Below are 24,478 nucleotides of genomic sequence, written 5' to 3'. Positions count from 1 at the left end.
ACCATTGAGCTACACCCGCCCGGGGAAGGGGCCGCAGAGTCTGGCGGGCCGGCTTCGTAAGGCAGGCGCGCCCGATGCCATGGGCGCGGCGGCGCGTCAAGTGGTGGATTAATGGGCACCTTCGGCTGCGGCCGATGCGGCGCTTTGGCCGGTGGGGCGCGCGCCGGGCTTGACCAGCAGGAGCAGCGGTATCGCCGCGATGCAGCCCAGGCTCATCACCAGGAAATCGTCGAGATAGGCGATCATTGCCGCCTGTTGGTTGACCATGGCATCGACGACCCCGAGCACCGCGCCGCTGATCGGGGCAAAGGCGGAATTCATGTCGCCGGCAAATGGCAACAGCGCGGACGTGACATGGGTGCCGATTTCGGCGTGGTTGAGCTGCACATTGCGCGACAGCAGGACCGAGGCTGCGGCGATCCCCACCGATGATCCCAGATTGCGCAACAGATTGCTCAATCCCGAAGCATCGGTGCGAAACTGCGGGGATAGTGTTGCAAACGAGATCAGGTTTACCGGCATGAACGAAAAGCTGAGGCCGACGCCCTGGATCAGCCCGCTGATCACGATCGGCAGGCGCGGCATGTCGATCGACCAATGCGCCATCAGCCAGAGCGACAGCGACATCAGGCCAAGCCCGAGCGCGAGCAGCGCGCGCGGATCGACCCGCGTCATCCATCGACCAAACAGCGTGATCGAGATCAGCATGCCGACCCCGCGCGGCGCCAGCAGCATGCCCGACTGGAACGGGCTGTAGCCATAGATCTGCTGCAACAGGCCGGGCAACAGCGCCATGACCGACATCATCACCAGCCCGATCAGGCCGATAAACACCAGCCCGATGGAGAAATTGCGATCGGCGAACATCGCTGTCGGAAACAGCGGCGCTTTTGCCGTCGACAGGTGAACCACCGCCATCCACAGGCACGATGCGGCGACGATCGCCTCGATCACGATCTCGCCCGAGGCGAACCAGTCGCGGTCTTCGCCGCGATCGAGCACGAGCTGCATCGCCGATACCGCCGCCGCGACGAGCAACCAGCCGAACAGATCGATCCGTCGTTCGCGGCGCGGCGTATCGGGCAGATAGAGCAGCAGCAGCGCAAGACACCCGATCCCCACCGGCAGGTTGACGTAGAACACCCAGCGCCAATTGAAATTGTCGGTCAGATAGCCCCCGATGATCGGCCCCGAAATCGGCCCCAGCATGACCCCCTGGGTATAGATCGACATCATCCTGGGCCGTTCCGCCATCGTGCTGGTGTCGAGGATCACGGTCTGCGCCAGGGGGGCAAGGAATGCGCCGGCAAGCCCCTGAAGCACGCGAAACGCCACCATCTGGTCAAGACTTTGCGCCGCGCCGCACAGCATCGAGGCGATCGTGAACAGCGTGACCGAGCCGAGCATCAGCCGCCGGATGCCGACGCGATCGACCAGCCATCCGGCCAGCGGCAGCACCACGGCCGACGCCAGCACATAGCTGGTCAGTACCCAGGTGATCGTATCGCGCGTCGCGCTGAGCGAGGCCGACATGTGCGGCAAGGCGACATTGGCGATGGTCGTGTCGAGCGTTTGCATGATCATCGCCGCCATGACCCCGGTCAACAGCAGGGGGCGGTTCCTGACGCGCATCGGCGGGGTATCTGCGGGGCTCATCGAGCCGCTCAGTCCTTGCCGGTATAGACGGTTACCGACGAGCTCAACCCTGCGATCAACGGGCGGTCGGTGTGCGCGTCGATGGCGATCCGCACCGGCACGCGCTGCACCACCTTGACCCAGTTGCCGGTCGCGTTCTGGGCGGGCAGGACAGAAAACTCCGCGCCTGTGCCCGCGCCGATCGAATCGACATGGCCTTTGAGCACGAGGCCCGGATAAGCGTCGATCGTGACCTCCGCGCGCTGGCCGGGGCGGATATGGCCAAGGTCGGTTTCCTTGAAATTGGCCTCGACCCGCGTGCCCGCATCCTTGACCACAGAGGCCATCGGAACGCCGGGAAACACCATCTGCCCGATTTGCAGCCGGGTGACCTGGGTGGCGATACCGTCGGCCGGCGCGCGGACCACGGTGCGCGCGAGATCGAGCGCGGCCCTTGCCCGCGACGCGCGTGCGGCGGCAACGCCGGGGTTCTGGCCGGGCACCTGGCGTCCGGTGGCGAGCTGGGCCTGCGCACGCTCTGCCGCCGCCTGGAGCGAGGCGAGCTTGTCGTGCGCTGCGGCCACGGCATGCTGTGCCTCGTCCATGGCGGCGCGGGTGTTGAAACCGCGCTCCATCAACTGTTTGCCGCGGTTGTAATTGGCCTCGGCCAGCGCAAGATCGTCGCGTGCGCTGGCGATGTCGACGGTGTTGGCGCGCACGTCGGCCTCGAGCGCGGTGATTCGGGCCTGTGCCGTCGCGATCTGCGCATCGGCCTGTTCGACCGAGGCTTCGAAATTGGCCGGGTTGATCGTGAACAGCACGTCGCCTTTGTGGACATGCTGATTTTCGCGGACCTGGACCGAGGTGACCTGCCCGGAGATTTCCGCCGCGACCGAGACGATGTCCTGTTTGACATAGGCATTGTCGGTATCGATCTCGCCGGGCCGTCCGAACCAGTACCACAGCGCGCCGCCGATCAGCACGACCGGCCCGGCGATCATCAGGATCGCCCGCCAGCGTCGTGTCTGCGTGCGTCTGACGTGCTCGCCCGCCGCAGCGGTGGCCTGATCGGCGCGGAAGGGGTCGGCTTCAGCCATTGGGCATGCTCTCTTTGGGCCCGGGCGTCCTGGCAGGCGGCGCTTCTTCGGGCATGTTTTCGGACAAATTGGCGCGCACGCGGTCGAGCAGCGACAGCAGCATGGCATGTTCGGCTTCGCTGAATCCGACCAGCGCTTCGGCAAAGACCTGATCGGCAAAGCCGGACAGGCGATCCATCTGGCGATCGGCCTCGGCGGTCAGGAACAGCCGCCAGGTGCGTCGGTCGTCGGGATCGTCGCGACGCACGACAAGGCCCGCCTTTTCCAGCCGATCGACCATGCGCCCGGCGGTGATCGCCTCCACTTCGAGCCAGGCGGCGATTGCGCACTGGTTGATTCCGGGGGTGCGGCGGATCGCGGCAAGCATGCGCCATTGCGGGCCCGTCACGCCCAACTGGCGCGCGGCGACGTTGAACCGCTTGCGGAACAGGCGACCGACATCTGTCGCCAGAAAGGCCACGTTGCTCGACATGACGTGGCGATAATAGCGATGCTTACTATCGTCAAGCTGTGCATCGGCAACCTGAACCAAAGAACAGGTTCGCAATGGCCTTGACCATGGCGCCCGTGAGCGGGCACACCCATGGCCACCACCCATAACGGAGAGGGTTTCATGTTCAGTCATGTGATGATCGGGGCGAACGACATCGACGCCGCGAAGACGTTCTACGATGCCACTTTTGCCGCGTTTGGCGGAAAAGCGGGCGTGATCGATCCCAAAGGTCGGCTGGTTTATCAGCACAACGGCGGGATTTTCATCGTGACCAAGCCGATCAACGGCGAACCGGCATGCGGGGCCAACGGCGGCACGATCGGCTTTGCGATGACTCCCGAACAGGCCGATGCCTGGTGGGAAGCGGGCAAGACCCATGGCGGCACGGCCTGCGAAGACCCGCCGGGGCCGCGCGAAGGCAGCCCGTACTATCTCGCCTATCTGCGCGATCCGACCGGCAACAAGCTTTGCGCGCTGAACGTGCTGGGCTGATCGGGTACCAGACAACGAGTGACGGGGGGCAGGGTGCGTGGCATACGCATCCTGCCCCGCGATGATGCGCGGGGAGCAGACCTTGAAAACCGTTTCGACTTCAAAGGCCCATGGCGGCACATTGGGCGTCTATACCCACGCTTCGACCGCTACGGGCACGGCCATGACCTTTTCGGTCTATCTGCCCCCGCAGGCGGCGAGCGGGGCAAAGCTGCCCGTGCTGTTCTATCTGTCCGGGCTGACCTGCACCCACGCCAATGTCACAGACAAGGGCGAATATCGCCGCGCCTGCGCCGAATTGGGCATCGTGTTCGTCGCGCCCGATACTTCGCCGCGCGGTGAAGCGGTCGCCGACGATCCGGCGGGGGCCTATGATTTCGGGCTTGGCGCGGGGTTCTATGTCAATGCCACGGTCGCGCCCTTTGCGCGCCATTATCGCATGTGGGACTATGTGGCCGACGAATTGCCGAGGCTGATCGCGGCCAACTTTCCGGTCGATCCGGCGCGCGCGGGGATTACCGGGCATTCGATGGGTGGGCATGGCGCGCTCACGCTCGGGCTGACCTATCCCGACCGGTTCCGCTCGCTGTCGGCCTTTGCGCCGATTGTCGCGCCGGGGCAGGTGCCCTGGGGGCACAAGGCGTTGGCGGGGTATCTGGGGCCGGACGCTGCGGCCTGGCGCGCGCACGATGCGGTTGCGCTGATCGAGGACGGGCGACGTCCGGCGGGCGACATCCTGGTCGATCAGGGCGAGGCCGACGGGTTTCTGGCCGAGCAGCTGCGCCCGGACTTGCTGCGCGCGGCGGCGGACGAGGCGGGAATTGCACTGACGCTGCGGCTGCAGCCGGGCTACGACCACAGCTACAATTTCATCTCGACGTTCATGGAAGATCACATCCGCTGGCACGCGGAACGGTTGTGATTTTTCGCCCTTTTGGGGGTTAACGGACGTCCTTGGCCACGGCGTCGAGCAGGCCGTTGACGAATTTCGCCTCGCGCGCGTCGAAAAAGGCATGGGTGACGTCGAGGTATTCGTTGATCACCGTGCCGACGCCGATGTCGGCGCGTGCCAGCAGTTCCCAGACGCCTGCGCGCAGGATCTGCAGCATGGTCTTGTCGAGTCGGGCGATCGACCAGCCTTCGGCAAGCCGGGCGGTCAGCGTTGCATCGATTTCCTCTTTGCGCGCGGCAACACCGCGCACGATGTCGTCGAAAAAGGCGACATCGGCATCGAGGTATTCGACATCCTCGATCTCGCGACCCAGCCGATGACGATGGAATTCGTCGATCAGCACGGTCAGCTCGGGCGTTTCCATGTCGAGTTGATAGAGCGCCTGGACGGCGGCGAGGCGCGCGGCCGAACGGGCTTTCGCTTCAATACGGCTCATATTCCCAATCTCACTTCGATGGATCGCGCGTGCGCGGTCAGCCCTTCGGCATTGGCGAGTTCGATCGCGGCGGGGCCGACGGCATTGAGGCCCGCCTCGCTGACCGCGATGAACGAGGTACGTTTCATGAAATCCAGCACCGACAGCCCGGAGGAAAACCGCGCGCGGCGTCCGGTCGGCAGGACGTGGTTGGGCCCGGCGACATAATCGCCGATCGCTTCGGGCGTCATCCGGCCCAGAAAGGCCGAGCCCGCGTGGCGGATATGGGCAAACAGGCTTTCGGGCGCGTCGGTGGCGATCTCGATGTGTTCGGCGGCGATGCGGTTGGCGAGCGCGGGTGCTTCGTCGAGCGAGCCGACGACGATCACCGTGCCATGGCGGTCCCAGCTTTCGCGCGCGATCTTTGCCTTGGGCAGCAGCGCGATCTCGGTCTCGACGGCGGCGATCACGGCATCGGCAAAGGCGGCATCGTCGGTGATCAGGATCGATTGCGCGGCGGGATCGTGTTCGGCCTGGCTGAGCAGGTCGACGGCGATCCATTGCGGATCGTTGCGCGCATCGGCGATGACCAGGATTTCCGAAGGCCCTGCGACCATGTCGATCCCGACCACGCCGTAAAGCTGGCGTTTGGCTTCGGCGACCCAGGCATTGCCCGGGCCGGTGATCACGTCGACCGGGCGGATGCGGTCGGTGCCATAGGCCAGCGCGGCGATGGCCTGCGCCCCGCCGATGCGCCAGATTTCATCGACTCCGGCCAGATGCGCGGCGGCAAGCACCAGCGGATTGATGTCTCCGCCCGGCGTCGGCGTGGCGATGACCAGCCGTTCGACGCCCGCCACTTTCGCCGGAATCGCGTTCATCAGCAGCGACGAGGGATAGGCCGCGCGCCCGCCCGGAACATAGAGCCCGGCGCCATCGACCCCGCGCCATACCGCGCCGAGGCGAATGCCCTGTTCGTCGGTATAGTCGCGGTTTTCGGGCAATTGCGCGATGTGATAGGCGCGGATGCGCTGCGCCGCCAATTCGAGCGCGGCGCGCAGATCGGGAGTCAGCGCGTCAAAGGCTTCGCGGCAGGTTTCGGGCGCGATCCGCCAGTCGGCCTCGCTTTGCGGCACGAAGCGGTCAAAGCGTTTGGTATAGTCGGCCAGCGCGGCATCGCCGCGCGCGCGCACATCGGCGATGATCGCGGCGACATCGCGCGCGACATCGGCATCGCTTTCGCGGCGATCGTCGACCATCTGGCCAAAGGCGGCGGCAAAGCCCGGATCGGAAGAGACGAGACGCAGCATCAGGCCGCCTTTCGCCGCGCGACCAATTCGCGGAAGGCATCGACCAGCGCGCCGAGGCGCGCGCTGTCGGTCTTGAGCGCGGCGCGGTTGACGATCAGGCGGGCGGAAACCGGCATGATCCGGCTGGTTTCGACAAGCCCGTTTTCCTTGAGCGTGCGCCCTGACGAGACGAGATCGACGATCCGGCTGGCAAGGCCCAGTGTCGGCGCCAGCTCCATCGCGCCGTTCAGCTTGACCACTTCGGCCTGCACGCCCAGCCGTTCGAAATGGCGGCGCGTCAGATTGGGGTATTTGGTCGCCACGCGGGCATGGCTTTCGTGCGCGCTCGCGCCGCTTGCGACGAGGCCTGCGGGCTCGGCCACGCTCAGCCGGCAATGCCCGATGTCGAGATCGACCGGGGCATAAAGGTCGGCATAGTCGAATTCGTCGATGACATCGGACCCGACGATCCCGGCCTGCGCCGCGCCATGCGCGACAAACGTCGCCACGTCGAACGCGCGCACGCGGATCAGGCGGACATCGGGGCGATTGGTCGCAAAGCTCAAGGCGCGCGAGCTCTTGTCGAAGAACTCGGGCTCGGGCACTACACCTGCCTGTTCGAGCAAGGGCAGAGCCTCGTCGAGAATGCGGCCCTTTGGCAGGGCAAAGACGAGAGGCTGAAGTGAGGTCGGGGACGCGGTCATGGCCCACGCGCCCTATGGCAAAGGGCCGGAAAGGGCAACCCAAGTGGAACCTGTCGCGGTCAATCCCCCCAAAGTCCCCAATCAGAAAGTCATAGAGGCGATCCTCTGGCAGGCCGATTACACCACGCGCAGCCAGGCGCCGATCACCGGGCGGGTGGTTCGCGCGCAACTGGCACTGCTGGAGGGGCCGACTCTGGTCGGGCGGCGACTGGCGAGCTGGCCCGACAGCGCGATGGAAGATGCGCTGCCGCTGCGGTTGACCGGCGGGCTGCACGCGCTGCACCTGACCGGGCGCGATGACCGGCTGGCCCCGATTTATGCGGGTGAGCTGACCGATCAGGGCGCGATCGACGCGGTGGTGGGAGCGGTGGTCGCCGATCATGACGCCGATCTCCTGCGCTGGCTCGACGGCCCGCCGCAGACCAACGAGGCGGGGCGATCGGCCAGCATCATGGCGGCGCTGTTGTGGTTGTCAGTCCGACAGGGGCCGCGCTTTGAATTGAATGAACTGGGCGCCAGCGCGGGGATCAATTCGATGCTCGACCGGTTTTTCTTCGACCTTGGCGGGACATGCGTCGGCCCTGTCGATTCGCCGATGCGGGTCGTGCCCGAATGGAAAGGGCCGCCGCCGCCCGCCGCGCCGGTGATCATCACGGCGATTCGCGGCTGCGACCGTGCGCCGGTCGATCTGACCGATCCGGCGCAGGCCTTGCGGCTCAAGGCTTATGTCTGGCCCGATACGCCTGAGCGCATGGCACGGCTCGATGCCGCCGTGGCGCTGGCGCGGGGCAGGCCGCCCCGGCTCGATCGCGCCGATGCCGGCGACTGGACGGGCGCCCGGCTGGCCGCGCCGCAGGATGCCGATACCACGCGCGTCGTGTTTCATTCGATCGTTTGGCAATACTTGCCCGAAGCCACGCGCGCGGCGATCACGGCGGGGATCGAGGCGGCGGGCGCCCATGCGACCCCGGCGCGTCGGCTTGCCTGGATACGCCTCGAAACCAATCGCACGACATTTCGCCATGAACTGAGCGTGCGCACCTGGCCGGGCGGGGGCGAAGAGGTCGTATTGGGCACGGCCCATGCGCATGGCGCCTGGGTCGAATGGTTCGGCGTTCAATAGATCGGGGGCACTTCGTAGGCGGCGGGCGCCGTCAATCCTGGTTATAGGCCCCGACGTGCCAGGCGCTCGCGCCAGCCGCCATGGAACGAGCCCCATTCCCATACCGCAACGACAAGCAGCGCGCCGTCGCACAGCGCGGTAAAGCCGGTCGCGGACCAGTGCGCGCGGCTGGCCAGGACAATCAGCAAGATCAGCATGATCAGCCCGACCAGATGGCTGAGCGGCAGATTGCCAAGCGGGCTGGAAAACCGTTTGAACAAGCCAAGCCCGGCCAGAAACACGGCCAGTCCGCCGCCGCATGCCGCGATCAGCGCTGGGGTCGCAGTTGCGCCGGGCGCTGCCATCAGCAGGGTGTCGGCCACCGCCGAGGCGATCAGGCTGGCGATGATCGGCATGTGCAGGTACGTATAGGCGTTGCGCGCAATCCGCCCGACTTGCGCGCTTTGCGTGATATGGCGCGCGCCCCGCTCGGCGCCGATGTCGAAATAGATCCACCACATCAGCACCGATCCTGCGAAACAGGCGAGGAAGGCGCAGGCGTGCATGGCGTCAGGTGGTGTGTCGGCAAAGGCCGCGCCCGTCACCACGATCCCTTCGCCCAGCGCGATCAGCACGAACAGGGAGGCGCGCTCGGCCATGTGACTGCCCGAAATGTCCCAGTCCGCCCCGGTCGAGCGGCCAAGGCCGGGCGTGCGGAAAAAGGCAAACGGCCCGCTGTATTCGATAGCCAGCGCCACGCTCCACAGCGCGACTTGGGCCTCGCGCGATGTAACGAGCGCGCCGGTGAGCCATAGCGGGGCGGTAAACGCGAACCATGCCGCGATGCGCAGCATATTGCGGCTGCCCGATGGACTGTCGCCGGCCATCGCCCAAACCATGAACAGGCTGCGTCCGAGTTGCAGCAGGCAATAGGTCAGCGCGAAAATCAGCGCGTGCTTGTCGTCGTCGAACGCGCGGGGCAGCACGGCGGCCATGATCAGGCTGGCCAGCATCGCCACGATCAGCATCAGCCGGACCGGGACGGTGTCGGGATTGGCCCAGTTGGTTGTCCAGGCGGTATAGATCCAGGCCCACCACATGGCGAGGAACAGCAGCCCTGCCTCGCCCAGCCCGGCAAAGCCGGAATGCGCGCGGACGAACTGTGAAATCTGGGTTATCGCAAAGACATAGACGAGATCGAAAAACAGCTCGATATTGCTGACCGTGGCATGGCTGCCACCGTGCGCGCGCAACAGACCGCGTGTCACGGGATCAGTCGCCTTTCGCCATTCGTTCGGCATAGCCGACGGCGAGCGTGGCGATCTGGTCGAACAGCGCGTCGGGCGTGCGGCGCAATTCGGCCATGGCCTGTTCGGCGCCGGTCGCGATCACGATTTCACGCTGACCTGCGGCCACTTGCGCCAGGATTTCCTGGGCCACGGCATCGGGATCGAGCCCGTTGTCGATCGCGCGGTCGCTGGCCCCGCGTCGCGAGCCGTCGGCTGTCAGCGCATTGCGCGAGACATCGGTGCGGACCGAACCGGGGGCGACGACATGGACGGCAAGCCCCGCGCCCGAGACTTCGGCGCGCAAGGCATCGGCATAGCCGACAAGGCCGAATTTCGCCGCGCAATAGGCGGTGCGCATCGGCACGCCGACTTTGCCCGCAACGCTCGAAATCATCATGATGCGCCCCGATCCGCGCGCCACCATGCGCGGCAACAAGGCTTGCGTCAGCGCGATCGGGGCGAGCAGATCGACCGCGACGATGCGTTCATAGACGGCATAGGCGGTATCGACAGCCAGCGAGCGCTGCGAAATCCCGGCGTTGTTGATCAGCATGTCGATCCCGCCGCTGCGCGCCGCCGCCCAGTCCCACGCTTCATCGGCTGCGGCCAGCATCGCCGCCTGATCGGTGACTTCGAACGGCAGGATCAGCGTTTCCCCGCCCAATTCTGCAGCGAGCGCATCGAGCGCCGCGCGATTGCGCCCCGACAGCACCAGATGGGCCCCGGCTTTGCCCAGCGCGCGCGCCAAAGCCGCGCCGATCCCTGACGAAGCGCCGGTGATCCAGGCGACCGTTTGTGCAAATGGCATCCTCATTCCCCCTTGTTCGTCGCTGTTATGGGATCATTCCCCGGGCGCGCGGGCCCTTATGGCGAGCGCGTGAACGCGTTGTCCGGGGATGTCGCCGAGCGCGGCGATGACCATGCGTTGCCGCTGCAGACGCGATTGCCCGGCAAAGGCGGCGCTTTCGATCGCAACGGTGAAATGCGATTCGCCCGTGCCGTCATGGCCTGCATGGCCGCGATGGTGATCGCTGTCGTCAATCACGTCGAGGTGATCGGGGGCAAAAGCGGCGGTGAGCAGCGCGGTGATCTCGCGGGCAATCGATCCTGTCATGGCTTCCATCCTAGCCAATCACGCGGCATGGGGAAGCGAAATGAAACAGGATCGATTCCATGGCCGGACGCAAGGGACCGGCCGCCTGTGCGAAGCGCCCGGCTGCAACGAGCCGGGCGAATTTCGCGCGCCCGGCGAACGCGCGCCGGGGTTTGACGGGCCGGGCGCCTATCGCTGGTTCTGCCTCGACCATGTTCGCGCGTTCAATCAGGGCTATGATTTCTTTCGCGGGATGACGCCCGAAGAGATCGCGCGCGCGCAATCGCCGTTGTCGGGCTGGGCCGGCGAAACCCGCGCCTTTCGCCCGACGGCGGGGATCGACCAGACGCCGCGCTGGGCCGATTTTCCCGATCCGCTCGATGCGATTGCCGCCCGTGCAAAGCTGCGGCGCGAGGATGTCCGCAAGGCGCAGGATGCGATGCGGCGCGGGCTGAGCGTTGCCGACCGGCAGGCCTATGACGCGTTGGGGCTTGATTTCGAGGCCGATCGCCGCAGCTTGCGCGCGCGCTATTCCGAATTGGTCCGCCGCTATCACCCCGATCGCAACGGCGGCGACCGGACCCACGAGGCGCGTTTGCGCGAAGTGGTCGAGGCTTATCAGCATTTGCGGCGCCTTGCGGCATTTGCCTGAACGGGCCCCGGAAAAAGAGGGCCCCTCTCCCCAAATCGGGGGACTGCGAGGAGAGGGGCGGGCGCGGGGGCTGGAGGTTGCGCCCAGTCCGTCACGGCGGATCGAATCCTTTTCCGTCACGTTCGCAAGACACAACGCTGCAGCGTGGCGGACCTTTCCCGCCGCCGACAATTTTTTTACGCGGGAACGGCGTCGGATTCTATCGTGCCTTGCGCGTGATGCGGGGCAAACCGGCCGAGCAGAGCGATGCACAGTCCAAACCAGACGAGACCGAGTACCGTCGCGACAATCACTGCGCGAAAATCCTCGCTCTTCTGGAGGGCCGGGGCGTTGAACACGGTGACATAGAGCATCGTGGCGGCATTGCAGAACAGCGGCAGCCGCCCGGCAATCACCAGAAACAACGCCACGACCATCAGCCCCAGCGCGCCGAGGATCAGCGGGACATTGCCCATCGCCGCGCCCGTTTGCAGCATATAGCTGAGCGCGGCGCCGGTAACGCCGCCGACCACCGCCGGGGCAAGCGCGCGCAGGTCGGAATTGCCGACCGATGTCCAATACCACAACAGCAGAAATCCGGCGTAGACCGGCACGATATGCAGTGCCGCGCCGATCGCGACAAAGCCCGCGATCAGCACGACGGCGATGACCGTGATGACCAGCGCGGTCATCAGCGGCTGAACCGGCGGCGTGCCGGGGGGCGGGGAATCCGGACTGATGGTTTGCATGAACCTCTCCATTGCCGACCGGGCGATACGTGCCGCCTGGCCTGGATCGAAAGCGTCCGATGGAGCGGGCGACTTGTCAATCGGCAACCCGGCCTGTTTCGTCGCCCCATTTCGTCGGCCCATTTCGTCACTGGGTCTGCTCTGCTAGTGGTCCGGCATGATTGCACAGCTGGAACCGTTTCACGCCATGGCCGTTTCGAGCCTGGCGCACCGCCTTGCCGCCGAGGGGCGCTCGATCATTCACATGGAATTCGGCCAGCCGTCTACGGGTGCCCCGGCGGCGGCGATCGCCCATGCGCACGAGGTGCTCGACGGCGATCCCCTGGGCTATTGGGAAAGTCAGGCGCTCAAGGTGCGGATCGCGCGGCATTATCGCGAACGCGATGGCGTCGAAATCGATCCTTCGCGGATCGTGCTGACGTGCGGCGCTTCGCCGGCGCTGGTCATGGCGCTGTCGCTGATCGGTGGGCCGGGCGCGCGGGTGGCCTTTGCCCGGCCCGGCTATGTCGCTTATCGCAACAACGCCCGCGCCTTGTTCATGGAGCCGGTGGAAGTGCCTTGCGGGCCGGACCGGCGGTATCAGCTTGATGCGGCGGCGCTCGCCGCGCTCGATCCGGCGCCCGACGCGGTGATTTTGGCCAGCCCGGCCAACCCGACCGGCACGGTCATTGCCCCCGATGAACTTGCGCGCATCGCCGACGTGTGCCGGGCGCGCGGCATTCGCCTGATCGCCGACGAGATCTATCACGGCATCACGTTTGAGGGCCCCGCGCACAGCGTGCTGCAGGTCATGCCCGATGCGCTGGTGGTCAACAGTTTTTCCAAATATTTCAGCATGCCTGGCTGGCGTCTGGGCTGGCTGGTGGTGCCCGAAGATCTGGCGGCGCAGGCCCGCGCGCGGATGGGCAACCTGTTTCTGACCCCGCCGGTGATCAGCCAGAAGGCCGCTCTGGTCGCGTTTGACTGCACCGACGAACTGGATGGATACGTTGCGACTTATGCGCGCAATCGCGATCTCATGCTCGCCGCGCTGCCCGATCTGGGGCTGAGCCGCATCGCGCCGCCCGACGGGGCGTTCTATATCTATGCCGATGTCGGCCATCTGACCCGCGACAGCCTCGGTTTCGCCATGCGGTTGTTGCGCGATACCGGGGTGACGATTGCGCCGGGCATCGATTTCGACCCCGTCGAAGGCCATCGCTTCATCCGCATCAGCTTTGCCGTGGCGACGCCGCTGGTCGAGGAAGCGATTGCCCGGATGAAACCCTGGTTTGCGGCGCAACCTTTGCTCGAAGCATAACCGCTTGAATTATAACAGGGCGCCCCTGATCGGGGACAAGAAAAGGGTAGGGCACAAAAAAGGGGCGGGCAACGCATGGTTGCCCGCCCCTTTTTTGAAAGCGACTTCGATTACAGCGCGATGCTGATCGAGGCGCGCACGCCATAGGCGACGCCCTTGTCGGCGCCGCGTTCGATGTCGGTGCCGATCTTCCAGGTGTAGTCGAGCCCGCCCTGCATGATGCTGAGCTGACCGATCCAGGCCGAAGGCAGGTGCCCGCCATTGATGCTGAACGTGTCGCCGGTTTCGAACGTCGCGGTGGTCGTGCCGATGTTGCCGGCAAGCCACGAGCGGCGCCCGGCTTCGAGTTCGACCGCAAACGGACGACCTTCGTGCGTGCTCGGGCCCGAGCTCCACTTGGCGGCCAGTGTGGTCGTGGCAGTGGTCTCGGAATTGGTCCGGCCCGCAACGCTCAGCGCGATCGGCGTGTCGCCGCCTTCGATATAGGCGTTTTCCTTCAGGTGATCATATTCGACGACGCCGCGCGGACGCAGGCTGAAATGATCGCCCAGCGGCACGGTATAGGATGCGCCCGCCGTCAACGCGGCGGACCAGCCTGCCCAGTGACCGGCGGCACTGTAAGTGAAGTTGGTGGTCGTTACCGTGCTCGTCGTCGACGTGGTGTATGTGCCGAAGAAGGTCCGGGTCGAATTGAACGATTCGCGACCGAGGTTGCCGCCGGCCCAGAGATAGAGCGGGCCGCTCGATTTGCGCCAGAACAGGCCGAGTTCGAATGCGCTGGTCTTGACGCTCTGGTACGTGCCGGCCTTGGCATCGCCGGTCAGCCAGGCGAGCTGGAAACCGACGTTGCCGACCGGGGTGACCTTTTCATAGCCCGCCGACAGACCGCCGCCGGTGGTCTTGAAGCCCGCCGTATCGCCAAAGGCGCGCGTGCCGCTGAACACGATCGGTTCGAGCCAGGCCGAGCTGTCGCTGATCGAGAACATCGTCGTATCGTCGTCGAAATGCTTGTTGGCGAGCCGCGTGGCGCGGCTGACGATGTCGAACGTGCCGCCCGAATAGTTGGGCAGCATTTCGTTGAACCGACCGCGCAGCGTCGGGGTGTCATAGATCTGCAGCAACGTGTTCTGGATATTGGTGTTGGCCGCCGCGTCGTTGATGATCGCCCCGTAAGCAGCCGTCTGCGCTGCGGTCAGGCCGAGTTGCGCCGCAGTGGCGCGGGCAATGGTGACATAGACGTCGCTGGTGCCTGCGGTGGTGTTGGCCCCCGTGCTGACCGATCCGCTGAACAGGACCGGCAGGTTGAGCGATGAACTGGTCAGCGTGCTGGCCCCGGTCAGCGTGGTTGCGCCGAGCACGTCGAACGTGCCCAAGGGGTTCTTCAACGAATTGACCGTCACGGTAATCTTCGCGCCGCTGGCAAAAGTCGCGGTGTTGGCCACCAGCTTTGATGCTGTCCCGCTCGTCCCGTCGACAAAGACGCTCAAAGACCCACCCGAAGCGACGGTCAGCGACTTGAGTGTGCTCGTCGTGGCTGCATTGGCACCGAATGTTCCGCCGTTGACGACAACGTCGAAATTCGAACCATCGTAGATCGAACCGAGGAAGATCGCCGAATTGTTGATCGTCAGCGACCCTGCGTCGTTGCTCAGTTCGAGGTTGCCGTTGAACTGGGCATAGTTCGACATTGCGATCGTCTGCGTGCCACCGGCGCCGAATGTGATGTTGCCGACCCAGCGGGTGGTATCGGCCATATCAACCGTATTGCTGCCGCCGGCGCCGAAAACGGCATTGCCGTTGACGGTACCGCTTTCGATATTGATCGTGTTGTTGCCCGTGCCCAGCAGGATGTCGCCGGTAATTCCGGCATATTCCGTGGCGGTATAGGCGTTGTATCCGGCTGTCGACTGGTCGGTCGATTCGTTGGTCAGGTTGGTCGACGTATAGCTCTGCGTCAGAGTGACGCCGGTGGTGTTTTTCGACAGGTCGATGGCAGCGGTCGTGCCGCTGGTCGTGCCGCTGGCTGTGATATAGCCCTGGTTGGTCAGCGTGGAGACTGTGCCCGACAGATCCTGAATGGCATAGATATTGCCGGTCGATTCCCCGTTGCTGACCGCCTTGATCGTCCCGGTATTGAGAATCGACGCGACTGTCGCATTGGAATTGATCAGGATCGCGGTGGCCGAAGCGTTCTGCGTCGTCGCGCTGACCGTGCCGTAGACTTCCATCCCGTTGGTCAGCGTGACGGCGCCGCCGCCCGCTTTGCCGATCACCACGGCATAGGCATTCGTGTTGCTCTGAGAGGCGGTCGCCGTCACGGAGCCGTCGATGCCCAGCGCATAAGTGCCGTTGTCGGTCGTGCCCGCGCCGATGGTGATGGCGCTGGCCCCGCCGATCTGCAGCGCGGGATTGTTGCCGTAGGCCGAGATCGAGCCGCGGTTGGTGTCGGACGATGTCGACGAAGTCGGCGCATTGACCAGGATGCCGCCGGTAACACTGCCGTCGATTTCGACGATCGGCGTCCCGGTGTTGATCCGCGCCAGCGCCAGCGTGAGCGATGTCCCGCTGGAGTCGGTATAGCCGGAGGAGTTCGAGATCGCGCCGTCGATCAGGATCTGGCCGGCGACGTTGCCCGCCTGCAGATAGCCTTGCGCGGCCGAGCCGGTCACCGTCACGGTGCCGCCGATCGTCACATTGCCGGTCACGTTCGCCAGCTTTACGCCATAGCTGTTGTCACCGAGCACAGTGATCGTGCCCTGGGTGTTGAGCGAGCCGTTGAGCGTGCTGTCGATCTGGATCCCGGCGGAATTTTCACCATCGACATAGATCGCGCCGGTGTTCGAGATCGCCGCATTGAGCGTGCCGCCCGCAGCGCCATAGATACCGTATCGATTGCTGACCCCCGACAGGGCGCTAAAGACGACGGTGCCATTGATCGTTTGCGGGGTGAAGTTTTCCAGCACAGAGATCGTGCCGGCGTTGGTGAGCGTTGTCGTCACGCCGGGATTGGCCAGAATGCCGATATTGCCGGTGAGTGGGCTGGACGCCGTCCCGGCATAGAGCGTGCCGCCCGAATTGACCGTTGCGGTATTCGACGAATCGACCGTGATCACGGCGCCCGATGCGCCGGTCAGCGTGCCCGTGCCAGAAACTGTGACATTGCCGGCGGTCGACGTGTTGTACGTCGCGGTCGTGCCGGAGTTGACGGTCGTGTCCGCATAGGCGGGCGCAGCGGCCATAAGGCCCGCCGCGACACCAAGGGCAACCGGAGCGGTCGAAGCCAGGAACTGCGAAAATTGGCGCTGCATCAGCATTCTGTCATCCGGCAATGGGTCGAAAGGCATCGAGCCCTTCGGACCGTGGTCTGGATGGCGGTGGGATGGCAAGACCGGCCCTCCGCCCGTTGAAAAAGCGTGACCCTCGGGCACATTCATTCCGGCAAGGCGGAATGCGCGCGCGTGAGGGCTCGAACGGCTAACGTGGATAGTCGGAAAACCCTGCAAGGCAAGCCGGACAAATAAAGAACTTGGTTCGCTTCGCCGTAAATTTCCCGTTCATGCGCAACCGGGCAGCAGTTTGGGCGGGCTGGAATTCAAATTGTCGGGGATTGGTGGAGCAAACCTCGTGCGCGATGGATCAGGCCTGTGACTGTGTTGGGCGGCAATGCCGCGATTGGGCTTGGCGGCAGTGCCGCGATGGAGAGCCCCGGCCATACCACATCCGGCGACGATCCGGCCAGCGCCATCGCGCAGGCCGGGCGGGCACGTATCGCGGGCAGGCGCAGCGCGGCCGCGCGCGATCTGGCCCGGCGCGATGATGCGGCGCTGGTCGCGGTTGTCGGCGAGGGGTCGGTTGCGGCCTTTGCCGTTCTGGTCGATCGGCATGGCGGCGCGCTCTATCGCGTGGCGCTGCGCATGCTGGGCGACGGGCACGAAGCCGAGGACGTGGTTCAGGACGCCTTTGCCCGGCTGTGGCAGAATGCCGCGCGCTGGACACCGAGCGGGGCGGGCCTTGTCGGCTGGCTGCACCGTGTCACGCTCAATCTCTGTTTCGATCGCAAACGCCGGTTTCGGGTGATCACCACGCCCGATTTGCCCGACATCGAAGACGATGCGCCGCTGGCCGACCGCTTGATCGAGGCGGATCAGGCGCGCGCGGAAGTGGTTTCGGCGCTCGACGCGCTGCCCGAACGCTATCGCGCCGCGCTGGTGCTGTGCTATTTCGAGGGCTTCTCCAATGCGGCGGCGGCGGACATGCTCAATTTGAACATCAAGGCCATGGAATCACTGCTGTTCCGCGCCAGGCGCCAATTGCGCGAAGTGCTGTCCACGCGTGAGTTGGCTTGGCGCGATCTGGTCATCGCGGGCGAAATCGAGCGGAGCCACGCGCTATGATTTTTCGCACGCCGTTCGATCCGGACCCCTCGTTGCCTGATGACGCTTCCGCCGATGCCGCGCTGCGCGCCCGGATCGCCGCTGTGCCGCCGCCGACGCTGCCGCCGGGGCTTGCCGAGCGCATCGTGCGCGAAGTGCCGCGCCTCGCCCAGTTGCCCGCCCCGACACAGGCTGTTTCGGGCCGGACTGCTCCGGAGATTGCGCATGTGCCGATTTCGGCTGTGCCGATGGCCCATGCGGTCGGTGGACAGCCCGCGCGTCGGGGCAAGCCGTGGGCCGGTCTGGCCGCGCTGGCGGCGGGCATCGCCGCCGTGGCGCTGATCGGGCAGCAAGCCATGCCTGTCGGCCCTGCGGCCGTGCCGCTGCGCATGGGGAAGACGGCGCCTTTGCGCCCGATTGCGCCGGGCCCCGTCGTGCTGGCGAAAGCGGCTCCCGCGCGCGCGATCCCCGGCCCTGTCGCGCGCGCGCCGACAGCGGTGGACATTGATGACGGCGGGGATGACGGCGGGGACGACGGCGCGCAGGTCGATCCCGCACCTTCGGTTGAGCCTGCATCCGCTGACCCCGCATCGGTTGGCAGGGCAGGCAGGGACCATGGCGATGATGCGGCAGGCGTTGCCGTTGCCGCCGCCGGTCCGGCGGCGGGCCCGGCGGACACGCCCAGCGGCGTGCCGACGGCGCTGGGCGCGCATGGCGTGATGGGGCCGACGCTGCCGCAAGGCTATGGCTTTACAGGCGGCGATTTCGGCATGGCCTATCCCGGGGCGACGGGGGCGGGATCAAGAGGGGCAGGGCCCGGACCACACTGATCGGACTCTATCCGCGCCCGCCCGAAACCAGCTTGATTACCGCGCCGACCGCAAAGAATCCGCGCGGGCCCTGCGGGCAGGCGATATAGCGGCTCTCCCAGGTCGGCGCGAATTTCTGCTTGTAGAACAACAGTCCGGAAAAATTGTAGACCGATCCGCCGAGATGGTAGAACCCGCGCGCCAGGCGGGCCCAGAACGGCGCGAGCCGACCGCCGGTAACCCCCGACAGCGGGGCGAGGCCCATGTTGAACCGTCGGAAGCCGCGCTTGCCAGCCAGGTCGATCAGCTCGGTAAACAGGAGGTCCATCGTGCCGGGCGGGGAATCGCCGCGCTGGCGCATCAGATCGACCGACATTTCGCCGCCGTCGCCCGATTGCCAGATATTGGCAAAGGCCATCGGTTCCTCGCCGCGCATCACCACCGCCATTTCGCCATGGGAGAGATAGTCGGCATCGAATCGGCCGAGGCTGAACCCTTTTTCCGAGCCCCGGTGCAGCGCCAGCCACTGGTCGGACAGCGGTTTCAGGCGCGGCAGCCACTGCGGTATGTCGGTTTTTGCAACCAGCGTGACGGAAAGCCCTTCGCGCAAGGCGCGGGCCCGGCTGTTGCGCAGGCCCTTTATGCGCGGCCCCGCCAAGGTAAAGCGGGCCGGATCGACAATCGCTTCTTCGCCGTATTTCATCACCGACAGGCCCAGATCGACCATCAGCGGCAAAAGCGCCTCGCTCGCCTGGTAAAAGCACAAGGGTGCGTTGGACAGGTGGGCCAGCCGGCGCAGTTCCCAGATCAGTCCCGACCAGCGTTCGCGCGGTCCGACCGGATCGCCCATCACCACCCAGGTCCGTCCCTGTGGCCGGAACATCACGAACGCATCGCCTTCGTCCGCGATCAGGAAGTGCTTGTCGCCGGTATGAGCCAGCATCGCGTCGCTGCGCGGGCAGGCGGCGATCGCGCGGGCCATCACCTCGGCGGGCAGCACGCGGACCCCGCCGCCCCCGCGCGGCTGGGTCATCCATTCGCGCAAGGCAAACGCCGTCATCAGCACGCCCGCGCCAAAACTGGCGCGCAAATAGCGCGGCCCATCGCCATAGAGCGCAAAATGCCACCACACGTCCGACCGGAACGTCGCGGTTTCGTAAAACATCGCCCCGCTGGCGCACGTGATCGCCACCGCGATCATGGCGGCGATCAGCCAGCGCAGATTGTGCGTCGAAAAGGCGCCGGTGCGGCCGCGATAGAATGCCGGCGCGGCCAGTTGCAGAAAGCCCGCCATGACCAGCATGACCGCGGCCTCTTCGTAATCGAGCCCCTTGGCGAGCGAAAACAGCGCGCCGAGCACAAGCAGCGCGCGCGCCGTGCGCATCCCGCTGGCCAGCCGCATCGACAGCGCCGGGGCGACCAGCAAAAGCGCGGTGCCGACCAGGCTGGCGGCGAGGTGCGAGGTTTCGATGAACGGCAGCGGCAAGAGCATGATCAGGCTGCGCATGCGGTCGTGTTCGGCAGGCAGCGCGCCCGACAACAGCAGCACCAGCCCGCCGGCAAAGCTCATCGCGCCAAACAGCATCGGGCTGGCATCGAGCAGGACCGCGCGAGCCGGCGCGGTGACCCGGCGCGCCATCGGGGCAATGCCCACCGCCTCGATCGCGCCGTTGAGCACCAGCGCCAGCGAAAACGGCACAAAGTAATAGATCACGCGATAGGCGATCAGCGCCGCTATTCCGGCGTCGGTCGCGCCTTCGGGCAGAGTCGACAGGATCACCGCTTCGAACACGCCGAGCCCGCCGGGGATGTGGGTGATCAATCCCAGCGTGATGCCCATGGCATAGGCGAGCATGAACCGCGCGAAATGCCACTGATCGTGCGGCAGCAGGAGATAAAGCGCGAGACTGGCGCAGGCGAGATCGACGGTCGAGACGACCGCCAGCGCGATCGCCGTTTGCGCGCCGAGCGTGCCGATGATCGGGCGCAACGGTTTCAATACGTCGGGGCGCAGCGCGGCGATCGCGACGAGCGCGGCGATCGCGCCGAGGATCACCGTGCCCGCGCCATGCGCGGCTGCCGGCTCGATCGTGGTCAGGCCAAGGTCGAGCGGCGTCCGCAGCATGGCCAGCGCGATGCCGCTGGTCACGCCGACGCCGATCCAGAACGATACCCCGGCAATCACGATGATCCGCGCGACTTTTGCAGGCGGCATGCCGATCCGGCCATAGATCCGCAGCCGCGCCGATCCGCCGGTGATCGCTCCAAAGCCGAGCGTGTGCGACAGGGCATAGCTGGTAAAGGCGGCGCGCATGGTCAGCGCGATCGGCGCGCGCACGCCGACGATCCCTTGCGCCAGCATGTCATAGACCGTGAGCAGCGCATAGCTCGTCGCTGTCAGCAGCACTGCGCCCACGATAGCGCGCGGCGGGATCGCGGCAAGCGCGGCGAGCGCGTCGGCAGGGCGAAAATCATGCGCAACGTGCGCCAGCGAACGCCACGCAATCGCCCCCACCAGCGCAACCAGCGCGCTGATCAGGGCAAACCGGATCAGGGTGTGGCGAACCGGGGGCGGCCCTGCCGCAGCGTTCATACGCGTTGCCAGATCTGCGACTGGCACAGGAACCGACCAAGCAGGCATCCGGCAATGCGCGCATGTGCACGGTCGACCAGCACGATGTGCGAGGCAAAGCGATGGCCAAGGTCGGGCACGAAGACTTCCCCGCTCCAGTGGTTGGCGCCATCGCGGCGATAGCTTTCGAACAGTTGCGCGCCGATCAGGCGGTCGGTGCCGCCGTCTTTGGCATCGGCAATCGCATCGGAGCTTGCCGCAGTGACCCAGCCGCACAGGCGGGCGCCGCATTCATCGATGCGGATCGTTACCGACCCATCGGGATTGCGCCATGACCCGCGCAAGGGGTCGGGCTGATGGCTGGCAAGCGAAGCAGCGGCGCCAAGCGCCAGGACGAGATTGGACAGGCAAAACACCACGGCCTCATAACGCAATTTGGCGTCAAGACCATGTCCGACGTAGCGTGAAAATGGATGGCGGGATCAGTCGATGCCGCACCGAAGTCATGGTCGCGGCGGGGGTAGCGGCAGGAGCAGCGGCGGGGGCGGATCGAGCGCGGCGCGCGCGGTTTCTTCGGCCAGGCGGCGATAATGGCTGAGCATGAGATGCCCGTCGGGGATCTCCACGCGCCGGGCGCCGGCCAGTTCGCGCGCGCGGCACAGGCTGTCGGCTTCATCGCGACCATAGATGCATGTCACCGGCAGGCCGCGCAGCGCACGCACGGTCTGGCGCGGGTCGCTGTCGGGAATGCCCGCATAGAACAGCCCGGTGGGATTGGCGTGAAAGAACACCTGGGTTCCCGGCACGATCAGCACGACGGCGGCAATCCGCCGGGAAAGATCGGGCGGCAACGCGCCGATGCCGGTGCCGATCACGTCGGCGCCAAACGATCCGCCCATGATCACGACCTGGCGCGCGCCGCTTTCGGTCAGCGCGCGGCGCAAGGTATCGGCGACCAGCGCATCGACATAGGCGCGGCTTTGCGCCTTGCGGAACGCGAGCGAGCAATTGACCGCCAGCACGGCGATGCCGTCGCGGCGCAGCACGCTCAGCGCGCCTTCGCCCAGTCCGACCGACAGCCCCATGTCGCCGGAAAAATAGACCGCGACCAGCGCCGGTCGATTCGGGCCCGTCCGGTTGGGACCCGTCGCCGGCAGCCAGCGCGTCGCGTGACGGTCGAAATAGCCGCCGATGGCCATGATCGCCAGGATGAGCAGGGGGATCAGCGAGAGCCAGCCAAACAGCTTGCGGCCCGGGAAGCGTGAGGGCATGGTGGTGAAATTCGCGAAGGGTGCCCGGAACAGGGGCCGTTGAAGGGTGCCCGTGGGGCGAATGGCAAGTGTTTGCAACGGAAAGAACGCGAGTGTCAGCCAGAATCCTGCTGATCGAGGACGATACCCAGATCGGTGACTATATTGCTCGCGGGCTCGATGAGGAAGGCTTTGTCGTCGACCGCGCGGACAACGGGCGCGACGGGCTGTTCATGGCCACCGACAGCCAGTTCGATGTGGTCGTGCTCGATCGCATGTTGCCCGCGATGGACGGGTTGTCGGTGTTGAAAGCGATGCGCGCGGCGGATGTCGATACCCCCGTGCTGATGCTGTCGGCGCTGGGCAGCACCGATGATCGCGTTTCGGGACTGACCGCCGGTGCCGACGATTATCTGGGCAAACCGTTTTCGTTTGCCGAGTTGCTCGCCCGCGTTCAGGCGCTGGTGCGCCGTCGCACGGGCGCGACCCGCGCGCAGGACACCACGCTGCGCTGCGGCGAGCTTGAGCTTGACCGGCTGACGCGGGTGGTGCGCCGTGGCGGGCGCAAGATCGCGTTGCAGCCGCGCGAATTTCGCCTGCTCGAATACCTCATGATGCACCAGGGCGAAGTGGTGACCCGCACCATGCTGCTCGAAGCGGTGTGGGATTATCATTTCGATCCCGGCACCAATGTCATCGACGTGCATATCAGCCGCCTGCGTCGCAAGATCGACGATGGCGAGGAACGCGTGCTGTTCCATACCGTGCGCGGCGCCGGATACCGGCTGGCGGCGGATTGAACGCTATGGGCGCCCTGCCGATCCTTCCGGGGCCGGGGAGGATCGCGCGGACAAGCAATCCGCGTCGCCTGTCGCCGACCATGCTGTGGCTGGTCGCTGCGGTGTTCGTGCTGCAATTGCTGTCGAGTGCGGCGGCCATTTTCTTTCTGCGCGGGCAGATGCTCGACGTGGTGCGCGCCGATCGCGTGCGCCAGGTGCTCGACGTGCGCGACGACTTGCTGGCGACGTATCTCCAGGGCGGTCGCCCCGCATTGGCGCAGATGATCGTCCGTCAGCAGGGCAGCGCCGCCGATCCGACCGTGTTCATCGCGTTGACCGGCGGGGCGCCCCCGCTGCTCAGCAATCTGGCGCGCGTCCCGGCGCTTGACATCGCGCCGCGCCCGCGCCCGGTGATGGTGCATCTGGGGTCCGATATTCCCGACATCGAGGGCATGGCGATCGCCGGGCAATTGTCCGATGGCGAACGTCTGATCGTGGGGGTGATGGGCGCGACCGAAAGCCGGTTCAATCTTGCCTTTGCCACGGCGGGGGGGCTGACCATCCTTGTCGCGGTGGCGCTTGCCACGGCCAGCGCACTCTTGCTCGGAGTCGAGATCAGCCGGCGCACCCATGCCATTGCCGAGACTGCCGCGCAGCTCGCTTCGGGCAATTTCGGCGCGCGTCTGCCCGAATCGCACAGCGGCGACGGGTTCGATCATTTGCGCCTGCAGATGAACCGCATGGCCGAACGCATCGATACGCTGGTGTCAGAGCTGAGCTCGGTCTCGGCCTCGCTCGCCCATGATTTGCGCTCGCCCGTGGCGCGGCTGTCTGCGGCGATCGATACCGCGCTCGACCGGGTCGAAGAGCCGGTGGCGCTCGAAGCCTTGCAGGCGGCGCGCGAAAATGCCGACGGATTGCGGCACATGCTCGATACCGCGCTGGAAATCACCCGGCTGGAAGGCGGGGCGGTGGCCGACCGGCGGCTGCCGATCGATCTGGCCCGGGTGGTTGAAGACATGGCCGAATTGTATGAACCGCTGGCCGAACAATCGGGAGTCCTGCTCGAAACCCGGCTCGAGCCCGTGGTGGTGACGTGCGATCGCGAACTGCTGTCGCGGGCGATCGCCAATCTTATCGACAATGCGCTGAAATACGGGGCGAGGCGCGTAGTCTTGAGCACGTCGGCCGGGCCCGGCGCCGGGGCGGGGCCGGGAATGGCCGGGATTGCAGTGCTCGACGATGGCCCGGGCATCCCGCCGCAAGACCGCGACCGCGCGGTCGAACGCTTTATCCGGCTCGACAACGCGCGCACGCTGCCGGGCGGCGGGCTCGGGCTGGCGATGGTCCAGGCGGTTGCCAGGCTCCACGGCGGCGAATTCACGCTGGCGGACGGCGATGGGCCGGGCAGGCGTGGCCTGCTCGCCACGCTGCACCTGCCGCGTTAAAGCGTG

General features: G+C 66.0%; 23 protein-coding genes. 9 read left to right on the top strand and 14 right to left on the bottom strand.

Annotation, left to right across the window (positions count from 1 at the left end; translation table 11 throughout):
- Positions 1–108: 108 nt before the first annotated feature.
- From AQZ50_RS12135 to AQZ50_RS12125, 3 genes are read right to left on the bottom strand one after another with little or no spacing between them, the layout of a single operon-like run.
- Entirely contained in the window at positions 109–1,656 is a 1,548-nt protein-coding gene (locus AQZ50_RS12135; RefSeq protein WP_067746720.1) for a DHA2 family efflux MFS transporter permease subunit, read from the bottom strand.
- An 8-nt stretch (positions 1,657–1,664) separates the two neighbouring features.
- Entirely contained in the window at positions 1,665–2,732 is a 1,068-nt protein-coding gene (locus AQZ50_RS12130) for an HlyD family secretion protein (RefSeq protein ID WP_067746719.1), read from the bottom strand.
- On the bottom strand, positions 2,725–3,264 hold the full coding sequence (locus AQZ50_RS12125) for a MarR family winged helix-turn-helix transcriptional regulator (RefSeq protein WP_231730256.1): 540 nt from the start codon (positions 3,262–3,264) through the stop codon (positions 2,725–2,727). The genes AQZ50_RS12130 and AQZ50_RS12125 overlap by 8 nt, the downstream gene beginning before the upstream one ends.
- 81 nt (positions 3,265–3,345) lie before the next feature.
- Here AQZ50_RS12125 and AQZ50_RS12120 point away from each other — a divergent pair, with 81 nt between their 5' ends.
- The gene (locus AQZ50_RS12120; protein WP_067746718.1) at positions 3,346–3,717 is read left to right on the top strand and encodes a VOC family protein; all 372 of its coding nucleotides are present in this window, start codon (positions 3,346–3,348) and stop codon (positions 3,715–3,717) included.
- 82 nt (positions 3,718–3,799) lie between these two features.
- Complete coding sequence (gene fghA, locus AQZ50_RS12115) at positions 3,800–4,639, top strand: S-formylglutathione hydrolase (RefSeq protein ID WP_067746755.1); 840 nt, start codon at positions 3,800–3,802, stop codon at positions 4,637–4,639.
- Between the two features lie 19 nt (positions 4,640–4,658).
- Here fghA and nusB read toward each other — a convergent pair whose 3' ends face one another.
- From nusB to hisG, 3 genes are read right to left on the bottom strand one after another with little or no spacing between them, the layout of a single operon-like run.
- Positions 4,659–5,105, bottom strand: a complete 447-nt coding sequence (gene nusB / locus AQZ50_RS12110; RefSeq protein WP_067746717.1) for a transcription antitermination factor NusB — start codon at positions 5,103–5,105, stop codon at positions 4,659–4,661.
- On the bottom strand, positions 5,102–6,394 hold the full coding sequence (hisD, locus tag AQZ50_RS12105) for a histidinol dehydrogenase (RefSeq protein ID WP_067746716.1): 1,293 nt from the start codon (positions 6,392–6,394) through the stop codon (positions 5,102–5,104). The genes nusB and hisD overlap by 4 nt, the downstream gene beginning before the upstream one ends.
- Positions 6,394–7,077 (bottom strand): ATP phosphoribosyltransferase, encoded by a 684-nt coding sequence (hisG, locus tag AQZ50_RS12100; RefSeq protein ID WP_067746715.1) that lies wholly within the window; start codon positions 7,075–7,077, stop codon positions 6,394–6,396. The genes hisD and hisG overlap by 1 nt, the downstream gene beginning before the upstream one ends.
- Between hisG and AQZ50_RS12095 the strand changes: the two genes are divergently transcribed.
- Complete coding sequence (locus AQZ50_RS12095; protein WP_082703608.1) at positions 7,076–8,200, top strand: DUF2332 domain-containing protein; 1,125 nt, start codon at positions 7,076–7,078, stop codon at positions 8,198–8,200. The two genes, hisG and AQZ50_RS12095, sit on opposite strands and share 2 nt — an antisense overlap.
- Before the next feature lie 41 nt (positions 8,201–8,241).
- Here the strand turns inward: AQZ50_RS12095 and AQZ50_RS12090 are convergent, their stop codons facing one another.
- The 3 genes from AQZ50_RS12090 to AQZ50_RS12080 are packed head-to-tail and all read right to left on the bottom strand — an operon-like array spanning position 8,242 to position 10,591.
- A complete protein-coding gene (locus tag AQZ50_RS12090; protein ID WP_231730255.1) occupies positions 8,242–9,447 on the bottom strand; it encodes a low temperature requirement protein A in 1,206 nt (401 codons plus the stop codon).
- 4 nt (positions 9,448–9,451) lie between these two features.
- Positions 9,452–10,276, bottom strand: a complete 825-nt coding sequence (locus AQZ50_RS12085; protein WP_067746712.1) for an SDR family NAD(P)-dependent oxidoreductase — start codon at positions 10,274–10,276, stop codon at positions 9,452–9,454.
- A gap of 33 nt (positions 10,277–10,309) precedes the next feature.
- On the bottom strand, positions 10,310–10,591 hold the full coding sequence (locus tag AQZ50_RS12080) for a BolA family protein (protein ID WP_067746711.1): 282 nt from the start codon (positions 10,589–10,591) through the stop codon (positions 10,310–10,312).
- A gap of 31 nt (positions 10,592–10,622) precedes the next feature.
- Between AQZ50_RS12080 and AQZ50_RS12075 the strand changes: the two genes are divergently transcribed.
- On the top strand, positions 10,623–11,213 hold the full coding sequence (locus tag AQZ50_RS12075) for a J domain-containing protein (RefSeq protein ID WP_067746710.1): 591 nt from the start codon (positions 10,623–10,625) through the stop codon (positions 11,211–11,213).
- Positions 11,214–11,389: 176 nt separating this feature from the next.
- Here the strand turns inward: AQZ50_RS12075 and AQZ50_RS12070 are convergent, their stop codons facing one another.
- A complete protein-coding gene (locus AQZ50_RS12070) occupies positions 11,390–11,941 on the bottom strand; it encodes a hypothetical protein (RefSeq protein WP_231730254.1) in 552 nt (183 codons plus the stop codon).
- A gap of 157 nt (positions 11,942–12,098) precedes the next feature.
- Here AQZ50_RS12070 and AQZ50_RS12065 point away from each other — a divergent pair, with 157 nt between their 5' ends.
- Positions 12,099–13,241: a pyridoxal phosphate-dependent aminotransferase gene (locus AQZ50_RS12065; RefSeq protein WP_067746709.1), complete on the top strand. Its 1,143-nt coding sequence runs from the start codon at positions 12,099–12,101 to the stop codon at positions 13,239–13,241.
- 110 nt (positions 13,242–13,351) lie between these two features.
- Here the strand turns inward: AQZ50_RS12065 and AQZ50_RS12060 are convergent, their stop codons facing one another.
- The gene (locus AQZ50_RS12060) at positions 13,352–16,549 is read right to left on the bottom strand and encodes an autotransporter domain-containing protein (protein ID WP_231730253.1); all 3,198 of its coding nucleotides are present in this window, start codon (positions 16,547–16,549) and stop codon (positions 13,352–13,354) included.
- 336 nt (positions 16,550–16,885) lie between these two features.
- Between AQZ50_RS12060 and AQZ50_RS12055 the strand changes: the two genes are divergently transcribed.
- Positions 16,886–17,635 carry an RNA polymerase sigma factor gene (locus AQZ50_RS12055; protein ID WP_231730252.1) on the top strand — a complete coding sequence of 250 codons (750 nt, stop codon included), beginning with the start codon at positions 16,886–16,888 and terminating at the stop codon, positions 17,633–17,635.
- Entirely contained in the window at positions 17,632–18,444 is an 813-nt protein-coding gene (locus AQZ50_RS12050) for a hypothetical protein (protein WP_067746707.1), read from the top strand. Before AQZ50_RS12055 ends, AQZ50_RS12050 begins: the two co-directional genes overlap by 4 nt.
- A gap of 7 nt (positions 18,445–18,451) precedes the next feature.
- On the opposite strand, the gene mprF is transcribed toward AQZ50_RS12050, so the two are convergent.
- From mprF to AQZ50_RS12035, 3 genes are all read right to left on the bottom strand, one after another.
- The gene (gene mprF, locus AQZ50_RS12045; RefSeq protein WP_067746706.1) at positions 18,452–21,016 is read right to left on the bottom strand and encodes a bifunctional lysylphosphatidylglycerol flippase/synthetase MprF; all 2,565 of its coding nucleotides are present in this window, start codon (positions 21,014–21,016) and stop codon (positions 18,452–18,454) included.
- Complete coding sequence (locus AQZ50_RS12040) at positions 21,013–21,429, bottom strand: DUF2147 domain-containing protein (RefSeq protein ID WP_082703607.1); 417 nt, start codon at positions 21,427–21,429, stop codon at positions 21,013–21,015. The genes mprF and AQZ50_RS12040 overlap by 4 nt, the downstream gene beginning before the upstream one ends.
- Positions 21,430–21,498: 69 nt before the next feature.
- Positions 21,499–22,266 carry an AcvB/VirJ family lysyl-phosphatidylglycerol hydrolase gene (locus tag AQZ50_RS12035; RefSeq protein WP_067746705.1) on the bottom strand — a complete coding sequence of 256 codons (768 nt, stop codon included), beginning with the start codon at positions 22,264–22,266 and terminating at the stop codon, positions 21,499–21,501.
- A gap of 92 nt (positions 22,267–22,358) precedes the next feature.
- Between AQZ50_RS12035 and AQZ50_RS12030 the strand changes: the two genes are divergently transcribed.
- On the top strand, positions 22,359–23,045 hold the full coding sequence (locus AQZ50_RS12030; protein WP_067746704.1) for a response regulator transcription factor: 687 nt from the start codon (positions 22,359–22,361) through the stop codon (positions 23,043–23,045).
- Between the two features lie 5 nt (positions 23,046–23,050).
- Positions 23,051–24,472, top strand: coding sequence for a sensor histidine kinase (locus AQZ50_RS12025; RefSeq protein WP_231730251.1), 1,422 nt, complete (start codon positions 23,051–23,053; stop codon positions 24,470–24,472).
- The last annotated feature ends 6 nt before the right edge of the window (positions 24,473–24,478 follow it).

This window comes from Novosphingobium sp. Fuku2-ISO-50 (genome assembly GCF_001519055.1).
In the GTDB taxonomy this organism is placed as follows: domain Bacteria; phylum Pseudomonadota; class Alphaproteobacteria; order Sphingomonadales; family Sphingomonadaceae; genus Novosphingobium.
Note: the sequence above shows the minus strand (reverse complement) of the source record. Positions and strands in the feature narration are given on the sequence as shown.

Bases quoted from the DNA above. Each gene is read 5' to 3' on its own strand.
- AQZ50_RS12135 (WP_067746720.1), bottom strand. From the start codon at position 1,656: ATGAGCCCCGCAGATACCCCGCCGATGCGCGTCAGGAACCGCCCCCTG.
- AQZ50_RS12130 (WP_067746719.1), bottom strand. From the start codon at position 2,732: ATGGCTGAAGCCGACCCCTTCCGCGCCGATCAGGCCACCGCTGCGGCG.
- AQZ50_RS12120 (WP_067746718.1), top strand. From the start codon at position 3,346: ATGTTCAGTCATGTGATGATCGGGGCGAACGACATCGACGCCGCGAAG.
- nusB (WP_067746717.1), bottom strand. From the start codon at position 5,105: ATGAGCCGTATTGAAGCGAAAGCCCGTTCGGCCGCGCGCCTCGCCGCC.
- hisD (WP_067746716.1), bottom strand. From the start codon at position 6,394: ATGCTGCGTCTCGTCTCTTCCGATCCGGGCTTTGCCGCCGCCTTTGGC.
- AQZ50_RS12095 (WP_082703608.1), top strand. From the start codon at position 7,076: ATGGCCCACGCGCCCTATGGCAAAGGGCCGGAAAGGGCAACCCAAGTG.
- hisG (WP_067746715.1), bottom strand. From the start codon at position 7,077: ATGACCGCGTCCCCGACCTCACTTCAGCCTCTCGTCTTTGCCCTGCCA.
- AQZ50_RS12085 (WP_067746712.1), bottom strand. From the start codon at position 10,276: ATGCCATTTGCACAAACGGTCGCCTGGATCACCGGCGCTTCGTCAGGG.
- AQZ50_RS12080 (WP_067746711.1), bottom strand. From the start codon at position 10,591: ATGGAAGCCATGACAGGATCGATTGCCCGCGAGATCACCGCGCTGCTC.
- AQZ50_RS12075 (WP_067746710.1), top strand. From the start codon at position 10,623: ATGAAACAGGATCGATTCCATGGCCGGACGCAAGGGACCGGCCGCCTG.
- AQZ50_RS12070 (WP_231730254.1), bottom strand. From the start codon at position 11,941: ATGCAAACCATCAGTCCGGATTCCCCGCCCCCCGGCACGCCGCCGGTT.
- AQZ50_RS12065 (WP_067746709.1), top strand. From the start codon at position 12,099: ATGATTGCACAGCTGGAACCGTTTCACGCCATGGCCGTTTCGAGCCTG.
- AQZ50_RS12060 (WP_231730253.1), bottom strand. From the start codon at position 16,549: ATGCAGCGCCAATTTTCGCAGTTCCTGGCTTCGACCGCTCCGGTTGCC.
- AQZ50_RS12050 (WP_067746707.1), top strand. From the start codon at position 17,632: ATGATTTTTCGCACGCCGTTCGATCCGGACCCCTCGTTGCCTGATGAC.
- mprF (WP_067746706.1), bottom strand. From the start codon at position 21,016: ATGAACGCTGCGGCAGGGCCGCCCCCGGTTCGCCACACCCTGATCCGG.
- AQZ50_RS12035 (WP_067746705.1), bottom strand. From the start codon at position 22,266: ATGCCCTCACGCTTCCCGGGCCGCAAGCTGTTTGGCTGGCTCTCGCTG.
- AQZ50_RS12025 (WP_231730251.1), top strand. From the start codon at position 23,051: ATGGGCGCCCTGCCGATCCTTCCGGGGCCGGGGAGGATCGCGCGGACA.